The following is a 16,935-nucleotide window of genomic DNA, read 5'->3' on the forward strand; positions in this document are numbered from 1 at the left end:
CTGTCTTCCTCCTTTCGAGCCGAAACTACACATTTTCTCACCCGCACCCCATGTCGACATGAACAACGTCAGGAAAGCCACTGACGCAGGAGAGGGCCCCCTGATGGATCCATATATCCGGCAAGTAGCTCATCAAAATCGATTTGCATCACCTGGGAGAGTTGATTGAGTTCCGGATGCACCGGGAAGATTGTGCGCATCTCCATCGGAATATATGCGCCGTCAAGGGTTAGGCGACCGGTGATTGGGGTGAGCTGTTCGAAACCCCACTGGGGCGCGACACTTTCGAGCGCCGCAGGGACATCGATTCGCGGCCACCGGCGACGCCAGCGCGCTTTTTCACCGATGCGCATGATCGCCCAATTCAACATGATCTCACCATAGTCGCTAATCATGGTCGGAACACGCGATTCTAAATACTCGCTCTCACCATAGAACGCTTGAGGGCAACGCGAATTCTTCGTATCCCAAATATGCTGCCAGCTACGCCCAGCATCCCACGTAAGTGCTACACCACCACCATTATAGACGGATGGGATCGCCCCACTTTCACGAGCGAAATCAATAAGATCTTCTGTAACGGACATTAGTCATTTCCTTTTGCTTCGAGAATTCCAAGCTGTAGACATTCATTCACAGTAAGCGGATAATCACCAAGCATGAATTGCACCTGTCGCGCTCCCCCAGGCATCGAGAATTGCGGGACATTAATTCCTGTTCGAATGGAGAAACCGGTCGGCAACGCCACAATCCGATACTGATAGTACGGATCATTCATGGCAAAAATATCGAGCGACCGCTCTTCCAACGAAAAGGGACTCCCATTTTCAGGTAGTTGCCATAGATACTTCCCATTCGGCAGTCCGAGCCGATCCACGTAGGGACCAAATGTCTTCGTATAGGCAAGAAAGCTCGTGTAGGCCTTCACAGTGCTTCTATCCATCCGCGCGAGCACTGTCGGCCCATCCGGCACCCACTTCAAGACTCCCGAATTCGGGAAGTCAGGCGAATGAACGTCTGGTATTTCATCAATCTCCATGTTTCATCTCCTTACTGGAATCATAAACTAACTAGCAAAACGGACATATCACCAACACTGCACTGACTATATTGAGGGAAGACCAACAGGCACTTTCTTGCCTTTGAGAATCCCTTCTTGAAGAAGTCGGTTAACGCTTACAGGTTTACCGTCATCCCCGAGCACCTGCAGCTGCGTCGCCCCACCTGGCTGTTGCCCCCAGCCAGCGACCTTTCCAGACTTAATTGTCCACCCTTCCGGCAATTGCTCGCCAGTGAACTCGTACTGATAGTAGTAGTCGTTAACAGAAGAGGGTTGCAGAGATCGTTCTTCGAAAGAAGCAGGCGTCCCACCTTCAATAGCTCCTAAATAGTTACCCGCCGGATGCCCGATACGGTCAACATCTCCACCAAAATCACGGACGTAATCCTCAACTGACGAATAGATCGTTGGATCACCAGCATAGCCGTCGTTGGGGGCCAATCAACCTTCCATTTTTGCAACCACGTGTGCGGATCAATTCCCCAATGACCATGCTGATCCTGCCACTCCTTATAGGTATACGAAGTACCATCCGGTCGCTCACCGAGGATCAGCTCACGCTGCTTCGCTAAGTTCGCTCCCTTATAGCCATCCACGAGACCCTCTGTTGGCGGCGCTTGCCCACCTGTCTGATATTTCGTCAAGGGCACCCTTGACGCCAGGTCTTCCGCGCTATCCGGGACTGACCGCAGATGGAACGCACGCTTAGCCTTCCAGTGATCAGCGAGATCCTCCATGCCGTGCGTGCGCAGATAGTCATCCAGATGCGAAGACAAGCGCCCAGTCATTCCTCCCGCACCGAAATCCATATGTGCGGCACCTTTAAGCGCCAGCGTGCCGAGATTGACTCCCATGTCCCGCAGCATCATGCCTTCACCAATGACGGGTAAGGATTCAAGCACTGCAGCAGCCCTCGCTGCATTTCCACCGCCAGCGGTGAGCGCAGCAAGAACTGCAGCCGGAACAAGTTCACCGAGTGCGGCACCGGGATCGTCTTTCCATCCTTCAGCATTGATCAACGCGTCCCACATTTTCTTGGCGAAACCTACCGGGTCTGCAATGATCGCGTCACGTAGGACAAGCAGGTCCTCAAACGAGATCTTATTCTGATTCTGCTTCGCTTGCAGTTCATCCCAGGTGATCCACCCCAGCATGTACCGTCCATAGTCACGCATCCCCTCAAGAGCTAATCCATACTGCATGGAGAGTAGGCCCCATACGCCATCAAAGATGCCCGCTCCCATGCGTTTCATGAAATGAACGGGGGCCCACGACGGATCCGGAGAACGGTTAGCCTGCTCATAGAGAATCTGAGAAAGAGTTTCACCGGCAGCATCCGTATCGCTCACTGCTGCTTCGAAGTCGGCGACCGCCTGCGCTTGCTTCGCCTGACCAGGTCTCGTATCCCGTTCTGGATGATACGACAGATCTACCTCAGGCATTCCGAATATACCGATCTTCGGGTGTTCGGCTGCCCACTTCTGTTCCGCGAGAGCCGCTTCAACGGCGGCGATCCCCTCTTCGTACGCGACTTTAGCTTCAGAAGCACGCGTTTGAGCTTGCTCGAGCGCCGACGCGTAGGCTTCCCAGGCATCTGCGGCACGGCCGAAAGTCGCTGAGGCGCACCACCATTTTTCCGGCTGTAGCTTGAAATGTTCATGAAAACGCTCAGCTGCACGCCCACTCCAGCCAGACACTGAAATCTCTTGCAATGACCACGCGATTCTCTCAAAATCGGACGCACGATCACGCATGACAGCAATCCGCCCACGGATGGCAGCAGGATCGCCCTTGATCTCAAATGTCGGAGCACCTTTATGTGTCACACTCACGCTAAATCCCCTTCACCAGTGGTTCTGTGGAGATAGCAGCCGCTGCATCACGAGCGCGGGTCATTGCCTCATCACAAGCAGCCATATAGTCAGCGTAGATCCCGGTAACCTTGCCCAGCCGACCAGCTGCTTCGGAAATAACTCGAAGCATCCCGTTCAGCCCCTGATCCCACTTGGTATTAAAGCTATCCAGTCCCCCTACCACGACAGGATCAGCAACCATTCCAGAGTTGGGCGTATAGTCTGCAACATCATAGGTTTTATTGCGTTCTTGCAGTTCACTGAGCTTTGTAACCGTTGTGGCTAATGCCTCGAGATCAACTTCAAAATCATGACTTGTCATCACAACCCCTTAATCAACGGCAGCGAATGCAAGAGTTTCAGCGTTAACACCAGCCTTGCGTATTTCTTCAAATGCTTGTTTCAGAGAATCTAAGGCAGCAGCCAGTTCCTCCGCACGATCGTTAAGGCGCTGCGCACACTCCTTTTGCGCCTGCCGAGCCTCAGAACTATCCGTCCATTCAGCGAGTCCAGCCTCCACAAGATCTGACATCTCTGTACTACGCTCGCGTAACTTCGAGGATGCTCGATCGATGTCGTCCATTACATAGTTCGCTGCCGCCTCATAAAACACAAGGTCATGACCACTCATTGCCCACTCCCAAATGCCCCGGCGTCAATAATTCCTTCAGTCGCTTGCTCTTCCGCCGCGATGAGTGCTTCATCGACAGAGATCAGCGCCTGCGCATAACGATCCTGGTCCCCAACGTGCGGTGAGCCTGCTTCGCCCCATGCCGTCAGCGCTTCACCCAAAATCGACACATACGTTCCATTCACATGAGAAAGCTGCCCGGTAATATCTGCCTCGAGCGTATCTGCAATGTCGGCAAGTTCGGTTTCGAAGTCAACCACATAACCCGCAGCCTTCGTTTGTGCACCAACGACAAGTCCGAAGCCAGGTCCACTCATTGCCCGCTCCTCCTTCATCGGATAGAGAGCGGCGAACACCACTCGTTCAACCACTTGTTCAGTTGAACATCGTATTTAATCACAATACGTTTTACTCGAGCAAATCCGCCGCCTCGAGCCAGGCCTCCTCCAGCTCGTCCATCTCGGACAGGACGTCCTGGTGGGCCGCGGAGACCTTCGTCAGCTCGGACACCGCCGCAGGGTCCGTGGCCACCTGGATCGACAGCTTCTCCATCTTCGCCTCCAGGTTCGAGGCCTCGGCCCGCAGGCGCTCCAGCTTGCGTTCGATGCGGGCCACTTCCTTCTTGGCCGCACGCCGCGCCGCAGCGTCACTCACGCCGCCGCGAGCGCTCCCCTGCCCCGCACTGTCCTCGCCCGAGGAGGCGTCCGCGGAGGGTGCGACGGGGCGGGAGGCGGAGCCGGCCTCGTCGGCGCGAGAGGACGAACCAAACGCCCCGAGGTCGCCGGAGGCCCGCATCTGAAGGTACTGTTCGACGCCGCCGGGCAGGGCGCGGACCTGTCCGTCGCCGAGGAGGGCGACCTGGTGATCGGTGACGCGCTCGAGAAGGTAGCGGTCGTGTGAGACGACGACGAGGGTCCCCGGGAAGGTATCGAGCAGATCCTCCATGGACGCCAGGGTGTCCGTGTCGAGGTCGTTCGTGGGCTCGTCGAGGAGCAGGACGTTGGGCTGGCTCATGAGCAGGCGCATGAGCTGGAGGCGGCGGCGCTCGCCGCCCGAGATCTCGCTGATGCGCGTGTAGGCGCGGGCGCGCGTGAATCCCATGCGCTCCGTCATCTGCGAGGCGCTGACTTCCTTGCCGTCCACGACGACGGTCTGGGCGACGTCGGCGACGGCCTCGACGACGCGCATGTCCACCAGCGCGTCGAGCTCGTGCGTGTCCTGGGAGAGGGTGGCGACCTGGACGGTCTTGCCGCGCTTGACGCGCCCCGAGGTGGGTTCAAGGTCGCCGCGCAGCAGGTTGAGGATCGTCGTCTTGCCCGCGCCGTTGACGCCGACGATGCCGACGCGCTCGGCGGGGGCCAGGCGCCAGGTGACGCCCTCGAGGATGTCCAGGCGCGATCCGTCGGGGCGCGTGAAAGACACGGAGACGTCCTCGAGATCGATGACGTCCTTGCCCAGGCGCGCAGTCGCCATCTTCACCAGCTCGACGGTGTCGCGCGGGGGCGGCACGTCGGCGATGAGGGCCTCGGCGGCGGCGATGTGGAACTTGGGCTTGGAGGTGCGGGCGGGCGCCCCGCGGCGCAGCCACGCGAGCTCCTTGGTGAGCAGGTTGGCGCGCTTGGCGGCGGCCACGTCCGCCTGGCGCAGTCGCTCGGCGCGGGCAAGGGTGTAGGCGGCGTAGGAGCCGTCGTAGATCTCGACGCGGCCGGCGATCTGCGGGCGGTCGCCCCCCGGATCGACGCCGGGAACAACCTCCCAGATGTGCTCGCACACGGCGTCGAGGAACCAGCGGTCGTGGGTGACGGCCAGGAGCGCGCCGGACGCACCGGGGCGGGCGAAGCGGGCGTTGAGGTGCGTGGCCAGCCATGCCACGCCCTCGACGTCAAGGTGGTTGGTGGGTTCGTCCAGGCACACGATGTCGGCACTGGCCGCGAGGACTCGGGCCAGGGCGACGCGGCGGCGCTGCCCGCCGGACAGCGTGCCGACGAGGGCGGCGGGGTTGATGTCGGCGATGAGGCCTGCATGGATGTCACGCACGGCCGGGTCGGAGGCCCACTCGTACTCCTCCATGCCGGGATGAACGGCCTGGATCACGGTGTCCTCGGGGTTGAGCGTGTCCGCCTGGCTGAGGACGGCGACACGCACACCGTCGCGACGGGTCACCACTCCCCCGTCGGGCTCCTGCGTACCGGCGACGATGCGCAGGAGCGTGGACTTTCCGGCACCGTTGGGGCCGAGGATACCGACGCGGCTGCCGTCGTCGAGGCCGACCGTGACCCCTTCGAGGAGCTTGCGCGATCCGGCGAGGGCTCCGACATTTTGGGTTCCAAGCAGGTGTGCCATCAGATGGCCTCCGTCGATTCAATGCGGGCGCCGCAGGCTGGCCCGTGGGTGGGGGTCGCGCGCGCGACCGTGGGCGCGCCGCTGAGGGTGGCTGCGAGGGCATGGGCATGCTCGGCGTCGCGCGCGAGGGCTGCAACGGTCGGGCCGGACCCGGACAGGGTGACGGCCAGGGCTCCCGCATCCTTCGCGGCACCGATAGTCTCGGCCACCTCGGGGCGCAGGCGCAGGGCGGGTGCCTGCAGGTCATTGACGAGGCAGTGGCGCAGTTCCACGGGTTCCCCGCACAGGGCGGCGACCTCCTCGGGCGTGGGTTCGGCGAGGGCAGGTGCGCTCGCCACATCGACTCGATCGAACTCACGGAACACCTCGTGGGTGGACAGTCCCTGGTGGGACAGGAGCATGACCCAGTGGTGGTGGCCCTCCTTGTCCCCTTCGCGCAGGACGCTCATGTGGTCCCCGCGCCCGGTTCCCAGCGCGATGCCGCCCGCCAGGCAGGCGGGGACGTCGGCGCCCAGCGAGCGGCCGATCGCCTGCAGTTGCTCGGCGCCCAGGCCCAGCTCCCACAGCTCATTGCAGGCCACCAGGGCGGCGGCCGCGTCGGCTGACCCGCCGGCCATGCCACCGGCGACGGGAACCCGCTTGTCGACGCGGATGCTCAGGCCAGCGGCGGTGGACGCCCAGGGGCCCGCGGCGGCGAGGCGCTGGAGAACACGCGCGGCGCGCACGGCCAGATGGGTCTGCGGGTCCACGTCCGCCATGGCGCGGGTCGTGGCCTCGTCGATGCTGCCGTCGGGCAGGTACGCGATCGTCTCGACGCGTACGCCGGGCGTCTTGGAGGTGCGCACGGTGACGGTTTCGCGCAGGTTCAGGGCCTCGAAGACCGTGACGAGGGGGTGGTAGCCGTCTGGCGTGGGCGCGCCGACGCGCAGGGTCAGGTTGACTTTTCCGGGCGCACTGGCGCGCACTTCACGCATAGCGTTCCTTCTTCCTGCCGATTGTCTGACCGGCGGCCCTCAGCGGGCCGCGGTCGACGCCGCGAGGGTGCCGTTCGCGCGGGCCTCGATGACGGCGCGTCCCAGCTCGACGAACTCGTCGATCGAGAGGGTCTCGCCGCGGCGCGTCGGGTCAATGCCGGCGGCCGACAGGAGGGCCTCGGAGGCCTCGGGGCCGCCCACCCAGTTCTTGAGGGCCGCACGCAGGGTCTTGCGGCGCTGGCCGAAGGCCACGTCGGTGACCTCGAAGGTGGCGCGACGCAGCTCGTCGTCGCCGCGCGGGGTCTCCAGACGTGTGAGGCGCACGAGGGCGCTATCCACGCCGGGCACGGGCCAGAACACGGAGCGGCCGATCGTCCCGGCGCGCTCAACCGAGCCATACCAGGAGGCCTTCACGGAGGGCACGCCGTAGGTGCGCGATCCGGGGCCGGCGGCCAGGCGGTCCGCGACCTCAGCCTGGACCATGACGACGACGCCCTGGACGGAGGGGAAGGCCTCAAGCATGTTGAGCAGAACCGGCACGGCCACGTTGTACGGCAGGTTCGCGACGAGCTTCGTGGGGGCGGGCCAGTCCACGCCGAAGTCATCGATGCCGCTGATTTCCGTGGCGTCCATGGTGACAACGTGCAAGCGGTCGGCGGCCTCGCTCATGCGGGCGCGCACGGTCTGCGGCAGGGCTGCGGCCAGGGTCGGATCAATCTCGACGGCACGCACGCGCGCACCGACTTCCAGGAGCGCGAGCGTCAGGGAACCGAGGCCGGGGCCGACCTCGACGACCTCGTCACCCGCTTCGACGCCACCGGCTGCGACGATCTTGCGCACCGTGCCCGCGTCGTGCACGAAGTTCTGGCCGAGCACCTTGGTGGGGCGAATACCGAGCGCCTCGGAGATGGCCTTGACTTCAAGGGGACCGAGCAGGCCCGTCTCGGAGGGGACGGCTCCCTCGGGCAGGGTCGGGTCGAGGCGGCGGCGCGTGTCGCGCTGGTTGCGTTGGGAGGATCGGCTCACGCTGGCAAGTCTAGTGCACGGGGCCGACGAGGCCGGGGCTGGGGGCACTGTGAGGCTCGAAGCGTCACGGGGCGGGGGCGGGCGGTAGGACGACGCGCACCTCGTACTTGCTGGCCTGCTCACCCAGAACGGCGTTGACCTGCTTCTTCACGACGTCTTCCAAACGCCCCTGCGCCTTGTCAAGCAGACCCTTGGAGACAGCCTCGTCTGCTGCAGCAGCTTCCCGATCCGCCAGGAAGGTGGTGACCTCTCCGACCTCGATCTGGTTAACGATGGAGAAAGACTGGTCGTAGGTCTCGACCGAGGCAGGGTCGATGGACGCGGAGAGAATTTCGACGGCAGGCACGGTCACCGTCACGACGTGCCCCGTTTCGTCCACCTCGACCTGAATCCGGCTGACGTCGGCCACTCCGGCCTTCACTTCTCCCGAATAGGTGATGAGGTAATGGGCGCTCGTGCCCGGCACTTCCATGCCGAACACCTTAGTTCCCTGCTCAGAGTATTTCCCCACCTGGGTGAAGTTGTAGGACTCAGTGGCGAGTTCACCAATGTCCGCGAAAGAGTTTTTCACAAGAGTCGTGTCAACGGTAACGACTGGTTCGCCACCCTGGTCCCCGGACCCGACGCCGAATACCGGGGCAGCCTTCATGCCACCGGCGAATCCTACACCTGCGATCACCACAGACGCAGCCAACTTAGCAACGGTGGAAAAACCCATGACGACCTCACTGACCCAACCGCAATGAATATTAGGTAACCCTCATGGGGATTGTACGGTAAGCGTCAAGTTGCCACAACCCCTACACCACGCGGATAGGTTAGCCGCATCGGGATAGGTTAGCGGCATCCGGATAGGTTAGCCGCATCGGGATAGGTTAATAAGCTATCCAGATGTTCGTTACCTATCCGGATGTTCGTTACCTATCCGGATGAGCGCACGCTGAGAGCCGCCTCCACACCAGCGCGCTCACGAGCACTGCCTCCACACCAGCGCGCCTCCACCCGTGCACCGACAAAAGGGCCGGGCCTGACAACCCTCGTTGTCAGGCCCGGCCCTCAGTAGCTCTCAGGCTTAGTACCAGCCCACGGCGCTGGAGTGTGCCCAGGCGGAGCAGGGCGTGCCGTAGCGGCCCTTGATGTAGCCGATACCCCAGTTGATCTGGGTGATCGGGTTGGTACGCCAGTCAGCACCGGCCGAGGCCATCTTGGAGCCCGGCAGCGACTGCGGGATGCCGTACGCACCCGACGAGGCGTTCTCAGCGTAGGGGTTCCACTGCGACTCGCGGTTCCACAGGAGGACCAGGCACTGGTACTCGCTGTCTCCCCAGCCCTGGGCTGCGACGAGGGGCTTGGCCAGCGAACGCGGGTCCTCGCCGGAGTAGGTGGTGGGGACGGCGCCGGCGGCGGCAGCGGCAGCGGCGGCGGCAGCAGCCGTGGCGGAGTCAGTGTTCTTCGTGTCAGCTGCGATAGCGGCGATCTCTTCCTTCGTGGAGATCGTGCCGAGCTTCGCGCGGTAGCGCACGGAGGTCGTGCCGTCCGCCTCGACCTTCTCCTCGAGGGTGGCCTTCGGGTCGATGCCTGCGGCGACGAGGGCGGCCGGAGTGGCCTCCTTCGTCCCCTCGCTGCGCACCTGGGTGACGGGCTGAGAGGTGGAGTGCTCGGTGATCGGCACGGTGGTCAGGACCTCTTCGCCCTTCTTCTCCTGCCACACGGTCCACGTGGTGACGCCGTTGACGCCGACCGTCGTCACCTGGGATTCGCCGACGAAGAGGTCGGAGTTGGTCGTCGTCGTCTCACTGAAGGGGATCTCGACGGTCTCGGTGGCCTCACCGCGGGTCACGCGGCTGACGTTGATCGACAGCTCGCCGGCCTCGCCCGTCGTGACGTTCACGCGGTCGAGGGGGTGCACGGAGACGCCGGAGGCCTTGAGGATCGCGCGGGCATCCTGCCCGGGACGTGCGGCGACCTCGCGCGTGGTGCCATCCACCGTGACGACGACGTTGCGAGCGCGCGACACGAGCGGGGTAAGCTCGTCACGTGAGGAGGAACGGTCTGCGGCGAGGCTGACGGTCGAGCCCAGCGGAGCGGCGTCCGCGAGGATCGCATCGGCCGACGAGGCAGTGGTCCAGAGGGTACGGGTCTGACCGTCGACGGCCACCGTGTACGGCTTGGAGGTGCGCACGATGATCGTGTCGCCGTCGCGCACGGCCTCGCCAGTGCCGGGCTGAACGAGGTCGTTGCTGCCAACGCTCACGCCCGCGGCATGCAGCGCGTCGCCGACGGTGTTACCCCAGGAGGTCACGGGGCGCGAGACGCCGTTAACCTCGAGCATGACGGATGTGTGCGAGGAGGCGACACCGACGCCTGCGACGCCGAGGACACCCGCCGAGGCGAGGGCGGCGACGCTCAGGACGATGCGCGGGGAAGGCGCGAAGGAACGCACGTGGGCGCCCAGGACGTGCAGGGCGCTTGCGGCGGACGCACTCAGGGAGGTGCTCAGGTGGTGGTTCACGATTCTCCAGTTACTCGCTATCGATACTGCCGGTCAGCTTAACGTGCAAGCACGCGGGCGCGCCAGGGTCCGGCCGCGCCCGCGTGCAATGTCACGTCAGACGAGGCCCAGCTTGTAGGCGCAGCCCCACTGGCCCCAACCGGAGCGCTGCTGGAGCATGCGCGCACGCATGGTCTGTTCTTCCACGGAGGCATCAGAGGGCAGGCCGGAGCCGCCCACGGAACGCCACGTCGGCAGAGAGAATTGGTACATGCCGTAGTAGCCGTTGCCCGTGTTGATCGACGGGTTGCCGCCGGACTCGCACTGGGCGATGGCCGCCCAGATCGCAGCGTCGTCGCCGGAGACGGCGGCGGGAGCAGACGCAGACGAACCAGACGAGGAGGCACCCGAAGAATCGGACGAGGTGGACGAGCTGGACGACGTATCCTCGGCCTTCTTCGCCTTCGTGCCCTTGGAGACGATGCGCTTGGTGGGCTCGGTGCGGGTCGCGGACAGGACGGCGGAGACGGTGACGTCGCCGTCGATGGTCTCCTGGTAGGTCTCGGTCACCTCGGAGCCGGCCACACCTTCCTGCACGGTCTTCTCGGTCCCCTCTTCGGCCTCGGCGTCCTCACGCTCTTCGATCTCGTACGGGATCTCGGTCGTGGAAGAGACGGTGCCACGCACGACGCGTGCGACGCGCAGGGTGGCCTCGCCGCCGTTGTGCTCGAGGGTGACGCGATCGATCGGACCGGCGCTGACGCCGGCCTTCTCGAGGATCGCGGTCGTGCCTTCGTCGGAGGAGACGACGACGTCCGTCGTGGTGCCGTCGGCGACGACGTGGACGGTCTGGCCGGCCTCGGCGATGGGCATCTCGGCGCGGGTGTAGGAGCGGTCGGCCGCCATGGACACGGCGGAGGCCGGCAGGGCAGAGAGCACGCCGGAAATCGACGAGGCAGTGGACCATGCAGTGGTCTGGTTGCCGTCGACCGTCACGTCGTACTCGGTCGCGGTGCGCACGACGACGGTGTCACCGCTCGCGACGGTCTGGTTGGAGGCGGGGGCGACGAGGTCGTGGTCGCCGACGGTCACGCCCGCGCTGTGCAGAGCATCGCCGGCAGTCGTGAAGAAGCCTGAGACATCGCGGGTCACGCCGTCAACTTCGACGGTGACGTGGCGATAGGAGGTGCCAATGGCAGTGGCCGCGGTGCCGGCCACGACAAGGGCCGTCGCGGCTGCGACAGAAATGACGGTTGTACGAGAGGGCTGAAAGCTCACGTGTCTCCAGACTTTGTAGGTTCCGTTTCAGGGCCGCGCCGACGCATCCCCGCGGACTGCGGGCGCATCAGACGGGCAGGCCAATTCGGACTGACACACCCACCGTAACCAATTTGTTACCTTCGCGCGACCACTTTGACGCAATTCACCAGTCAGAGAACGCGCGTGGGAAGGTCGTGCGAGGCCGATAACCCGCACTCGTCACAGGAGAGATGCCCTCACCAGGTGCCGTAGACCGCCTCGGTGTTCGCCCGCAGCTGGTCGCACGCCGCCGCCTCGCTGACACCCCACTGATCCGCAATGAAACGCACGGTGTGCGCCATGACGTAGGAGGCGTTGGGGCAGCCGCGCCACGGCACCGGCGTCAGGTACGGGGCGTCCGTCTCAACCAGGACCAGCTCGCGCGGAAGGACCGCGAGCGCGGCGCGCAGGTCGGAGTTCGCGGGATATGTGATGGGGCCGGCGAAGGAGGCGTACCATCCGCGCTCGGCGAGGCGCTGCGCCATCGCCGCATCCCCCGAGTAGCAATGGAAGACGATGCGCTGGTCCTCGCTCGCACGCTCGTCAAGAATCGCGAGGGTGTCCTCATGGGCGTCGCGGTCGTGGATCTGCAGGGGCAGGCCGGCGCGCTGCGTCATGTCGATGTGCGCGCGGAAGGATTCCTTCTGCGCCTCGCGGCCCGGGTCGGCCGTGCGGAAATAATCCAGGCCGCTCTCCCCCACCGCGACGACCATCGGATCGTCCAGCCGAGCCTCGACGGCAGCCAGGGCCTCGTCAAGGGGCACGTGGTAGTCGCGCACGACGGGGACCAGACCGTCAGGCGAGGGGTCCGCACAGCCCGCGTGCAGGGCCGCGTCGTTGGGGTGGATCGCGATCGCGACGCGCACGCCCTCGTGAGCACGCGCCAGCTCGATCATCGGATCGAAGTCGGGCAGCTCGCAGGCGCTCGAGATCATCCGGGTGACCCCGACCTCGCGGGCGCGGTCCAGCTGCTCCTCAAGGCTGAGCGCCACGCCCTCGCGCCGGGGGATCTCGCCGACGTGGGTGGGCAGGTGCGTGTGGTTGTCCACCACGGGTGCCGCCAGGGGCACGGGCGCGTCGGGCCAGGGACGAGGCTTACGCGGGCTCATGCGGAGAGAGGGTCCTTTCGGGGTGCGAAGCAGGGCGCGTCAGCGAGCGAGCACGACGCCGCGGGCGACCTCGTCGACGACGTCGTCACCGAGGAGGAGGCGAACGATTTCGAGGCCAAGCTCCAGGGAGGTGCCGGCGCCGCGGCTGGTGATGATCTGCTCGTCGATGACGACCGGGTTCTCGTGGACGATCGCGCCGCCCTCGGCGATGGCCTTGACGAACGCGGGGTTCGCGGTCGCGTGGCGGCCGTCGAGGACGCCCAGCTCGGACAGGATCGAGGGGGCCGCGCAGATCGCTGCGATGGGCTGGGCGGCGTCGGAGCGGCGCAGCACCTCGGCCTGGATCGCGGGCGTGCCCTTCAGGCCCAGGGTGCCGGGCATGCCGCCGGGCAGGAAGAGGACGGTGTAGGTGGACAGGTCCACGTCCTCGAGCATGAGGTCGGCGACGACGCGGATGCTGTGCGAGCTGGTCACGTGGCGGGCGTCGGTCACGGAGATCAGGTCGGAGCGCACGCCGGCTCGGTACAGGACGTCGGCGACGGCCAGGGCCTCGACCTCTTCGAAGCCGTCGGCCAGCATGATGGCGACGGTGGCGTCGGTGGCAAGCTTGTCGGGAGTGGGCATGATTCCTCTTTCGTCGCGGCTACTGAAACGAGCGTTACGTCCAGGTTAGCGCAGCCGCACGTGCCCCGTGGACGCGCCACGGTCTCGTCCCGCGGGACGAGACCGTGTGCGTCACTCGGAGCGCAGGGCCTCGACCGGGTCCTGGCGCGAGGCGCGCGAGGCCGGGATGACGCCCGCGATGACGGTCAGACCGACGGATACCGCGATGAGTGTGAGGGCCGTGAGCGGCGAGAGCTGGGCAATGTTCTCCACGTTGAACGAGGAGTACGCGATAGCATTCGCAACCGCACACAGTCCGTAGGTAACGCCCACGCCGATCAGACCCGCCAAGAGGCCCTCGATGACGGTCTCGGCGTTGAACACGCGGGACACGTCGCCCTTCGAGGCACCGATCGAGCGCAGGATACCGATCTCCTTGCGCCGCTCGAGCACCGAGATGTAGGTGATGATCGAAATCATGATCGACGAGACCACCAGCGAGATCGACACGAAGGCAATGAGCAGCCAGGAGATGATGTCGACGATCTTGGTCACCGAGCTCATGAGCGCGCCCATGACGTCGGAGTAGGTGACGACCTTGTCGGTCGCGCCCGCCGCCTTGTTGTCGGCGTTGTAGGCGTCGAGGGCGGCCTTCACCTTGTCCTTGTCCGCGAAGGACTTGGGGTAGATGGAGATGTTCGACGGGGAGGCGATATCCGCCCATCCCAGGTTCCTCAGGTTCGTCTCGAGAGTCGGCACGTTCGTAGAGAACATGGTCGCCATGAGCGCGGCGAGGGACTTCTCGTCCACGTTGGATTGGAAGGCCTCGGCGAAGGCCTGCGGATCCATTGAGAAGGCGCTGGACATGTTGGTGGCGAACTGCTCCATGGTGGAACCGATCTGGTTGCCGATCGCGGTCGACAGCTGCGTCATCATCGAGGTCATCGCGTTCGTCATGGCTTCCTGCATGACCTGGCCGATGACGGCACTCACACCCTGCGTGAGAGTGGTCCCCAGCTGGGCGGCGATCTGCGTGGAGATCGCGTTCATGACCTGAGTGGAGATGTCGGTGCCGATCTGAGCCAGGGCCGGGTCCTCACCGAGGGCCTTCGTCAGGTTGGCGGCGAGCTTGTCAGAGTCGACGACCTGGTCGGAGGAGACGGCCGCTCGCAGCTGCTCGAGCACCTCGGGCTGAGAGAAATAGGCCGAGGCCAGGGTCGCGAAGTCGGTCGTTCCGCCCGCCTCGATCTGCTCGCGGGCGTAGTCCTGGAACCCCTGGGCGATCTGGGATGCCTGGGCGCTCAGGTAGTCTGCCGCGCCGTCCTTGACGGCACCGTCGGCCAGGGCCGAGCGGATGATCGTCTGGAAGTCGACGTTAGCCAGCTGCGGCAGGTCTTTGCTCAGCTCTCCGAAGTCAAGGCCGGACAGGTCGAAGGCCATGCCCGACTGGGCACCAGACTGCGCGCTCAGAGCCGACAGGTCGATGGTCGATAGGTCCAGGCCCGACATATCGAGGTTGGAGAAGTCAAGGCCGGACAGGTCGAGGCCGGAGAAGTCCAGGCCAGACAGGTCCATCTGCATCTTGTTGGGGTCGATCTGGAAGGCGGCGGAGAGCTTGGACTCGTCCACGGTGAACAGGGAGGACATGTCGAAGCCGCCGGACTGGCTCTTCTGGTTGTCCGCCAGCTCTTTGAAAGTCTTGCCGGTGAAGACGTCAACGTCGGGCTTGGCGCGCTGGGCCTTGACGATCGGACTGGCTGCCGCCTCCTCGACGATTCTGTAGGTCAGGGCGGGCGTGTAGGCGATGCCCTGACGCAGGGCGCCGCCCTTGTCGGAGTTGGGCTTGACGATGCCGGAGATCGTCAGCTGCTGGCCGCCGTCCACGAGCTTCTTCATGTAGTCCGTGTCGGAGGAACGGTCCGTCCACACCTTGTAGGTGTCGTCCCACGTGTACTTGTCGAACGCGTTGACACGGCGGAAGGTCGTGCCCAGGATCGCGGAGTAGTCGTAGGTGGCGGTACTCGCCCCCGACTGCGCCCCGGACTGGCTCTTGCCCCCGAGCGCGCCCTGGTAGTAGCTGCGCATCAGGTCATCGAATTCCTTGTGGTCTTTGAGACCCAGGGTGTATTCGAAGAGGTTGGGGATGTTGCCGTCCTCATCGAGGACCAGGACGACCTGGTTCGCGCCGCTCGGCCAGGAGCCGGCGACGACGTCGTACGCGGAGGTGTACAGCGAGGTCGTGGCGGGCATCTGGTAGAAGGCGTTCGTCTGCATCATCGACCCGAAGGCGCCCGCGCCGAAACCGGCTTCCATCTGCTTCATGGACTGGTCGGGGCTAACCTGCACGATCTCTTTGGACGTGTCGGTTTGGTAGATCTGCGGGACGATGTCGTAATCATACTCGATCGCGTTGACCATCGTGTCGATGCCGCCGCCGTTGTTGTCCAGGTAGGTCTTGAGTGAGGCCAGGTCGTTCGTCTTCGCGTCACGGATCGTGTCGGCGAAGGTGCGCAGCTTGGAGACGCCGACCTTGCCGTCGGGCGCGGGCTGGGAGTCTTTGGAGTCCGAGGCCGACACGGACAGCGCGGCGGTCATGTCGATGCCGCTCTTTTGGATCGTCAGCGGGTACGCGCCCAGCGTCTCCTCTTCCGTCTTGGCGATGTAGGCGTTGGTGCCGTTGGCCAGCGCGAGGATCGCGGCGATGCCGATGATGCCGATGGACCCCGCGAAGGAGGTCATGAGGGTGCGGCCCTTCTTCGTCATCAGGTTGTTGGCCGACAGGGACAGGGCCGTCAGGAAGCCCATCGAGGTGCGACGTGCGGGCTTGGCTTCACGCCGGTCTTCGGCGGTGGGTACGAAGGGATCGGAGTCGGCGACGATGCAGCCGTCGGCCAGCTCGACGATGCGGGTCGCGTACTGGTGGGCCAGATCGGGGTTGTGCGTGACCATAATGACGAGGCGGTCGCGGGCCACGTCGCGCAGCAGGTCCATGACCTGGACGCTCGTCTTGGAGTCGAGGGCGCCGGTGGGCTCGTCGGCCAGCAGGATCTCGGGGTCGTTGATGAGGGCACGCGCGATGGCGACGCGCTGCATCTGGCCGCCCGACATCTGCGAGGGCTTCTTGTGGACGTGCTCCTTCAGGCCGACCCGTTCGAGGGCATCGAGGGCGCGCTTGCGACGCTCGGAGCGCGAGACGCCCGACAGGGTCAGGGCCAGCTCGACGTTCGCCAGCACGGTCTGGTGGGGAATCAGGTTGTAGGCCTGGAAGACGAAGCCGATGCGGTTGTTGCGATAGGCGTCCCAGTCGCGGGCCTTGTAGTCCTTCGTCGAAATACCGTCGATGACGAGGTCGCCACTCTGGAAGCGGTCAAGGCCACCAATGACGTTGAGCATCGTCGTCTTGCCGGAACCTGACTGGCCCAGTACGGCCACAAACTCGTTGTCGCGGAACGCCACGGAGACTTTGTTGAGCGCCACCTGCACGAGGTTGGCGGTCTGATAGGCCTTGACGATCTCCTTGAGCTCTAGCACGCTTCATCCTCACAT

16 protein-coding genes are annotated in these 16,935 nt (G+C 64.3%); all 16 read right to left on the minus strand.

The features are described 5' to 3' along the window. Positions 1 to 68 precede the first annotated feature (68 nt). The 16 genes from FOC40_RS08995 to FOC40_RS09065 all read right to left on the minus strand — a co-directional run bounded on the left by FOC40_RS08995 (position 69) and on the right by FOC40_RS09065 (position 16,920). Positions 69 to 587, minus strand: coding sequence for a hypothetical protein (locus tag FOC40_RS08995; protein ID WP_039929183.1), 519 nt, complete (start codon positions 585 to 587; stop codon positions 69 to 71). Continuing rightward, complete coding sequence (locus FOC40_RS09000; protein WP_039929182.1) at positions 587 to 1,039, minus strand: glycohydrolase toxin TNT-related protein; 453 nt, start codon at positions 1,037 to 1,039, stop codon at positions 587 to 589. The genes FOC40_RS08995 and FOC40_RS09000 overlap by 1 nt, the downstream gene beginning before the upstream one ends. A gap of 66 nt (positions 1,040 to 1,105) precedes the next feature. Continuing rightward, positions 1,106 to 1,501: a TNT domain-containing protein gene (locus FOC40_RS10740; RefSeq protein WP_231126001.1), complete on the minus strand. Its 396-nt coding sequence runs from the start codon at positions 1,499 to 1,501 to the stop codon at positions 1,106 to 1,108. Continuing rightward, on the minus strand, positions 1,384 to 2,892 hold the full coding sequence (locus tag FOC40_RS09005) for a putative T7SS-secreted protein (protein ID WP_231126002.1): 1,509 nt from the start codon (positions 2,890 to 2,892) through the stop codon (positions 1,384 to 1,386). Before FOC40_RS09005 ends, FOC40_RS10740 begins: the two co-directional genes overlap by 118 nt. A 1-nt stretch (position 2,893) precedes the next feature. Continuing rightward, complete coding sequence (locus tag FOC40_RS09010) at positions 2,894 to 3,235, minus strand: hypothetical protein (protein WP_003794075.1); 342 nt, start codon at positions 3,233 to 3,235, stop codon at positions 2,894 to 2,896. Between the two features lie 9 nt (positions 3,236 to 3,244). Then, positions 3,245 to 3,544, minus strand: coding sequence for a hypothetical protein (locus tag FOC40_RS09015; protein WP_003794073.1), 300 nt, complete (start codon positions 3,542 to 3,544; stop codon positions 3,245 to 3,247). Beyond that, a complete protein-coding gene (locus FOC40_RS09020) occupies positions 3,541 to 3,915 on the minus strand; it encodes a hypothetical protein (RefSeq protein ID WP_231126003.1) in 375 nt (124 codons plus the stop codon). The genes FOC40_RS09015 and FOC40_RS09020 overlap by 4 nt, the downstream gene beginning before the upstream one ends. 37 nt (positions 3,916 to 3,952) lie before the next feature. Continuing rightward, positions 3,953 to 5,887 carry an ABC-F family ATP-binding cassette domain-containing protein gene (locus tag FOC40_RS09025; protein WP_003794070.1) on the minus strand — a complete coding sequence of 645 codons (1,935 nt, stop codon included), beginning with the start codon at positions 5,885 to 5,887 and terminating at the stop codon, positions 3,953 to 3,955. Further along, the gene (locus FOC40_RS09030) at positions 5,887 to 6,861 is read right to left on the minus strand and encodes a 4-(cytidine 5'-diphospho)-2-C-methyl-D-erythritol kinase (RefSeq protein WP_155844138.1); all 975 of its coding nucleotides are present in this window, start codon (positions 6,859 to 6,861) and stop codon (positions 5,887 to 5,889) included. Before FOC40_RS09030 ends, FOC40_RS09025 begins: the two co-directional genes overlap by 1 nt. Before the next feature lie 39 nt (positions 6,862 to 6,900). After that, the gene (rsmA, locus tag FOC40_RS09035; protein WP_003794063.1) at positions 6,901 to 7,887 is read right to left on the minus strand and encodes a 16S rRNA (adenine(1518)-N(6)/adenine(1519)-N(6))-dimethyltransferase RsmA; all 987 of its coding nucleotides are present in this window, start codon (positions 7,885 to 7,887) and stop codon (positions 6,901 to 6,903) included. Between the two features lie 64 nt (positions 7,888 to 7,951). Next, entirely contained in the window at positions 7,952 to 8,569 is a 618-nt protein-coding gene (locus FOC40_RS09040; protein WP_231126004.1) for a DUF4230 domain-containing protein, read from the minus strand. A 390-nt stretch (positions 8,570 to 8,959) separates the two neighbouring features. Further along, entirely contained in the window at positions 8,960 to 10,399 is a 1,440-nt protein-coding gene (locus tag FOC40_RS09045) for a ubiquitin-like domain-containing protein (RefSeq protein WP_003794059.1), read from the minus strand. A gap of 96 nt (positions 10,400 to 10,495) precedes the next feature. Continuing rightward, on the minus strand, positions 10,496 to 11,656 hold the full coding sequence (locus FOC40_RS09050; RefSeq protein WP_003794057.1) for a resuscitation-promoting factor: 1,161 nt from the start codon (positions 11,654 to 11,656) through the stop codon (positions 10,496 to 10,498). 218 nt (positions 11,657 to 11,874) lie between these two features. Beyond that, entirely contained in the window at positions 11,875 to 12,786 is a 912-nt protein-coding gene (locus FOC40_RS09055) for a TatD family hydrolase (protein ID WP_003794055.1), read from the minus strand. A 39-nt stretch (positions 12,787 to 12,825) separates the two neighbouring features. Beyond that, complete coding sequence (locus FOC40_RS09060) at positions 12,826 to 13,410, minus strand: DJ-1 family glyoxalase III (protein ID WP_003794053.1); 585 nt, start codon at positions 13,408 to 13,410, stop codon at positions 12,826 to 12,828. 111 nt (positions 13,411 to 13,521) lie between these two features. Continuing rightward, positions 13,522 to 16,920: an ATP-binding cassette domain-containing protein gene (locus FOC40_RS09065; RefSeq protein ID WP_003794051.1), complete on the minus strand. Its 3,399-nt coding sequence runs from the start codon at positions 16,918 to 16,920 to the stop codon at positions 13,522 to 13,524. Between the last annotated feature and the right edge of the window lie 15 nt (positions 16,921 to 16,935).

The organism is Schaalia odontolytica, assembly GCF_009730335.1.
Taxonomy (GTDB): Bacteria; Actinomycetota; Actinomycetes; order Actinomycetales; family Actinomycetaceae; genus Pauljensenia; species Pauljensenia dentiphila.

What these genes read in the sequence shown, in the direction of transcription:
- FOC40_RS08995 (WP_039929183.1), bottom strand. Translation starts at nt 587, where the DNA reads ATGTCCGTTACAGAAGATCTTATTGATTTCGCTCGTGAAAGTGGGGCG.
- FOC40_RS09000 (WP_039929182.1), bottom strand. Translation starts at nt 1,039, where the DNA reads ATGGAGATTGATGAAATACCAGACGTTCATTCGCCTGACTTCCCGAAT.
- FOC40_RS09010 (WP_003794075.1), bottom strand. Translation starts at nt 3,235, where the DNA reads ATGACAAGTCATGATTTTGAAGTTGATCTCGAGGCATTAGCCACAACG.
- FOC40_RS09015 (WP_003794073.1), bottom strand. Translation starts at nt 3,544, where the DNA reads ATGAGTGGTCATGACCTTGTGTTTTATGAGGCGGCAGCGAACTATGTA.
- FOC40_RS09025 (WP_003794070.1), bottom strand. Translation starts at nt 5,887, where the DNA reads ATGGCACACCTGCTTGGAACCCAAAATGTCGGAGCCCTCGCCGGATCG.
- FOC40_RS09030 (WP_155844138.1), bottom strand. Translation starts at nt 6,861, where the DNA reads ATGCGTGAAGTGCGCGCCAGTGCGCCCGGAAAAGTCAACCTGACCCTG.
- FOC40_RS09055 (WP_003794055.1), bottom strand. Translation starts at nt 12,786, where the DNA reads ATGAGCCCGCGTAAGCCTCGTCCCTGGCCCGACGCGCCCGTGCCCCTG.
- FOC40_RS09060 (WP_003794053.1), bottom strand. Translation starts at nt 13,410, where the DNA reads ATGCCCACTCCCGACAAGCTTGCCACCGACGCCACCGTCGCCATCATG.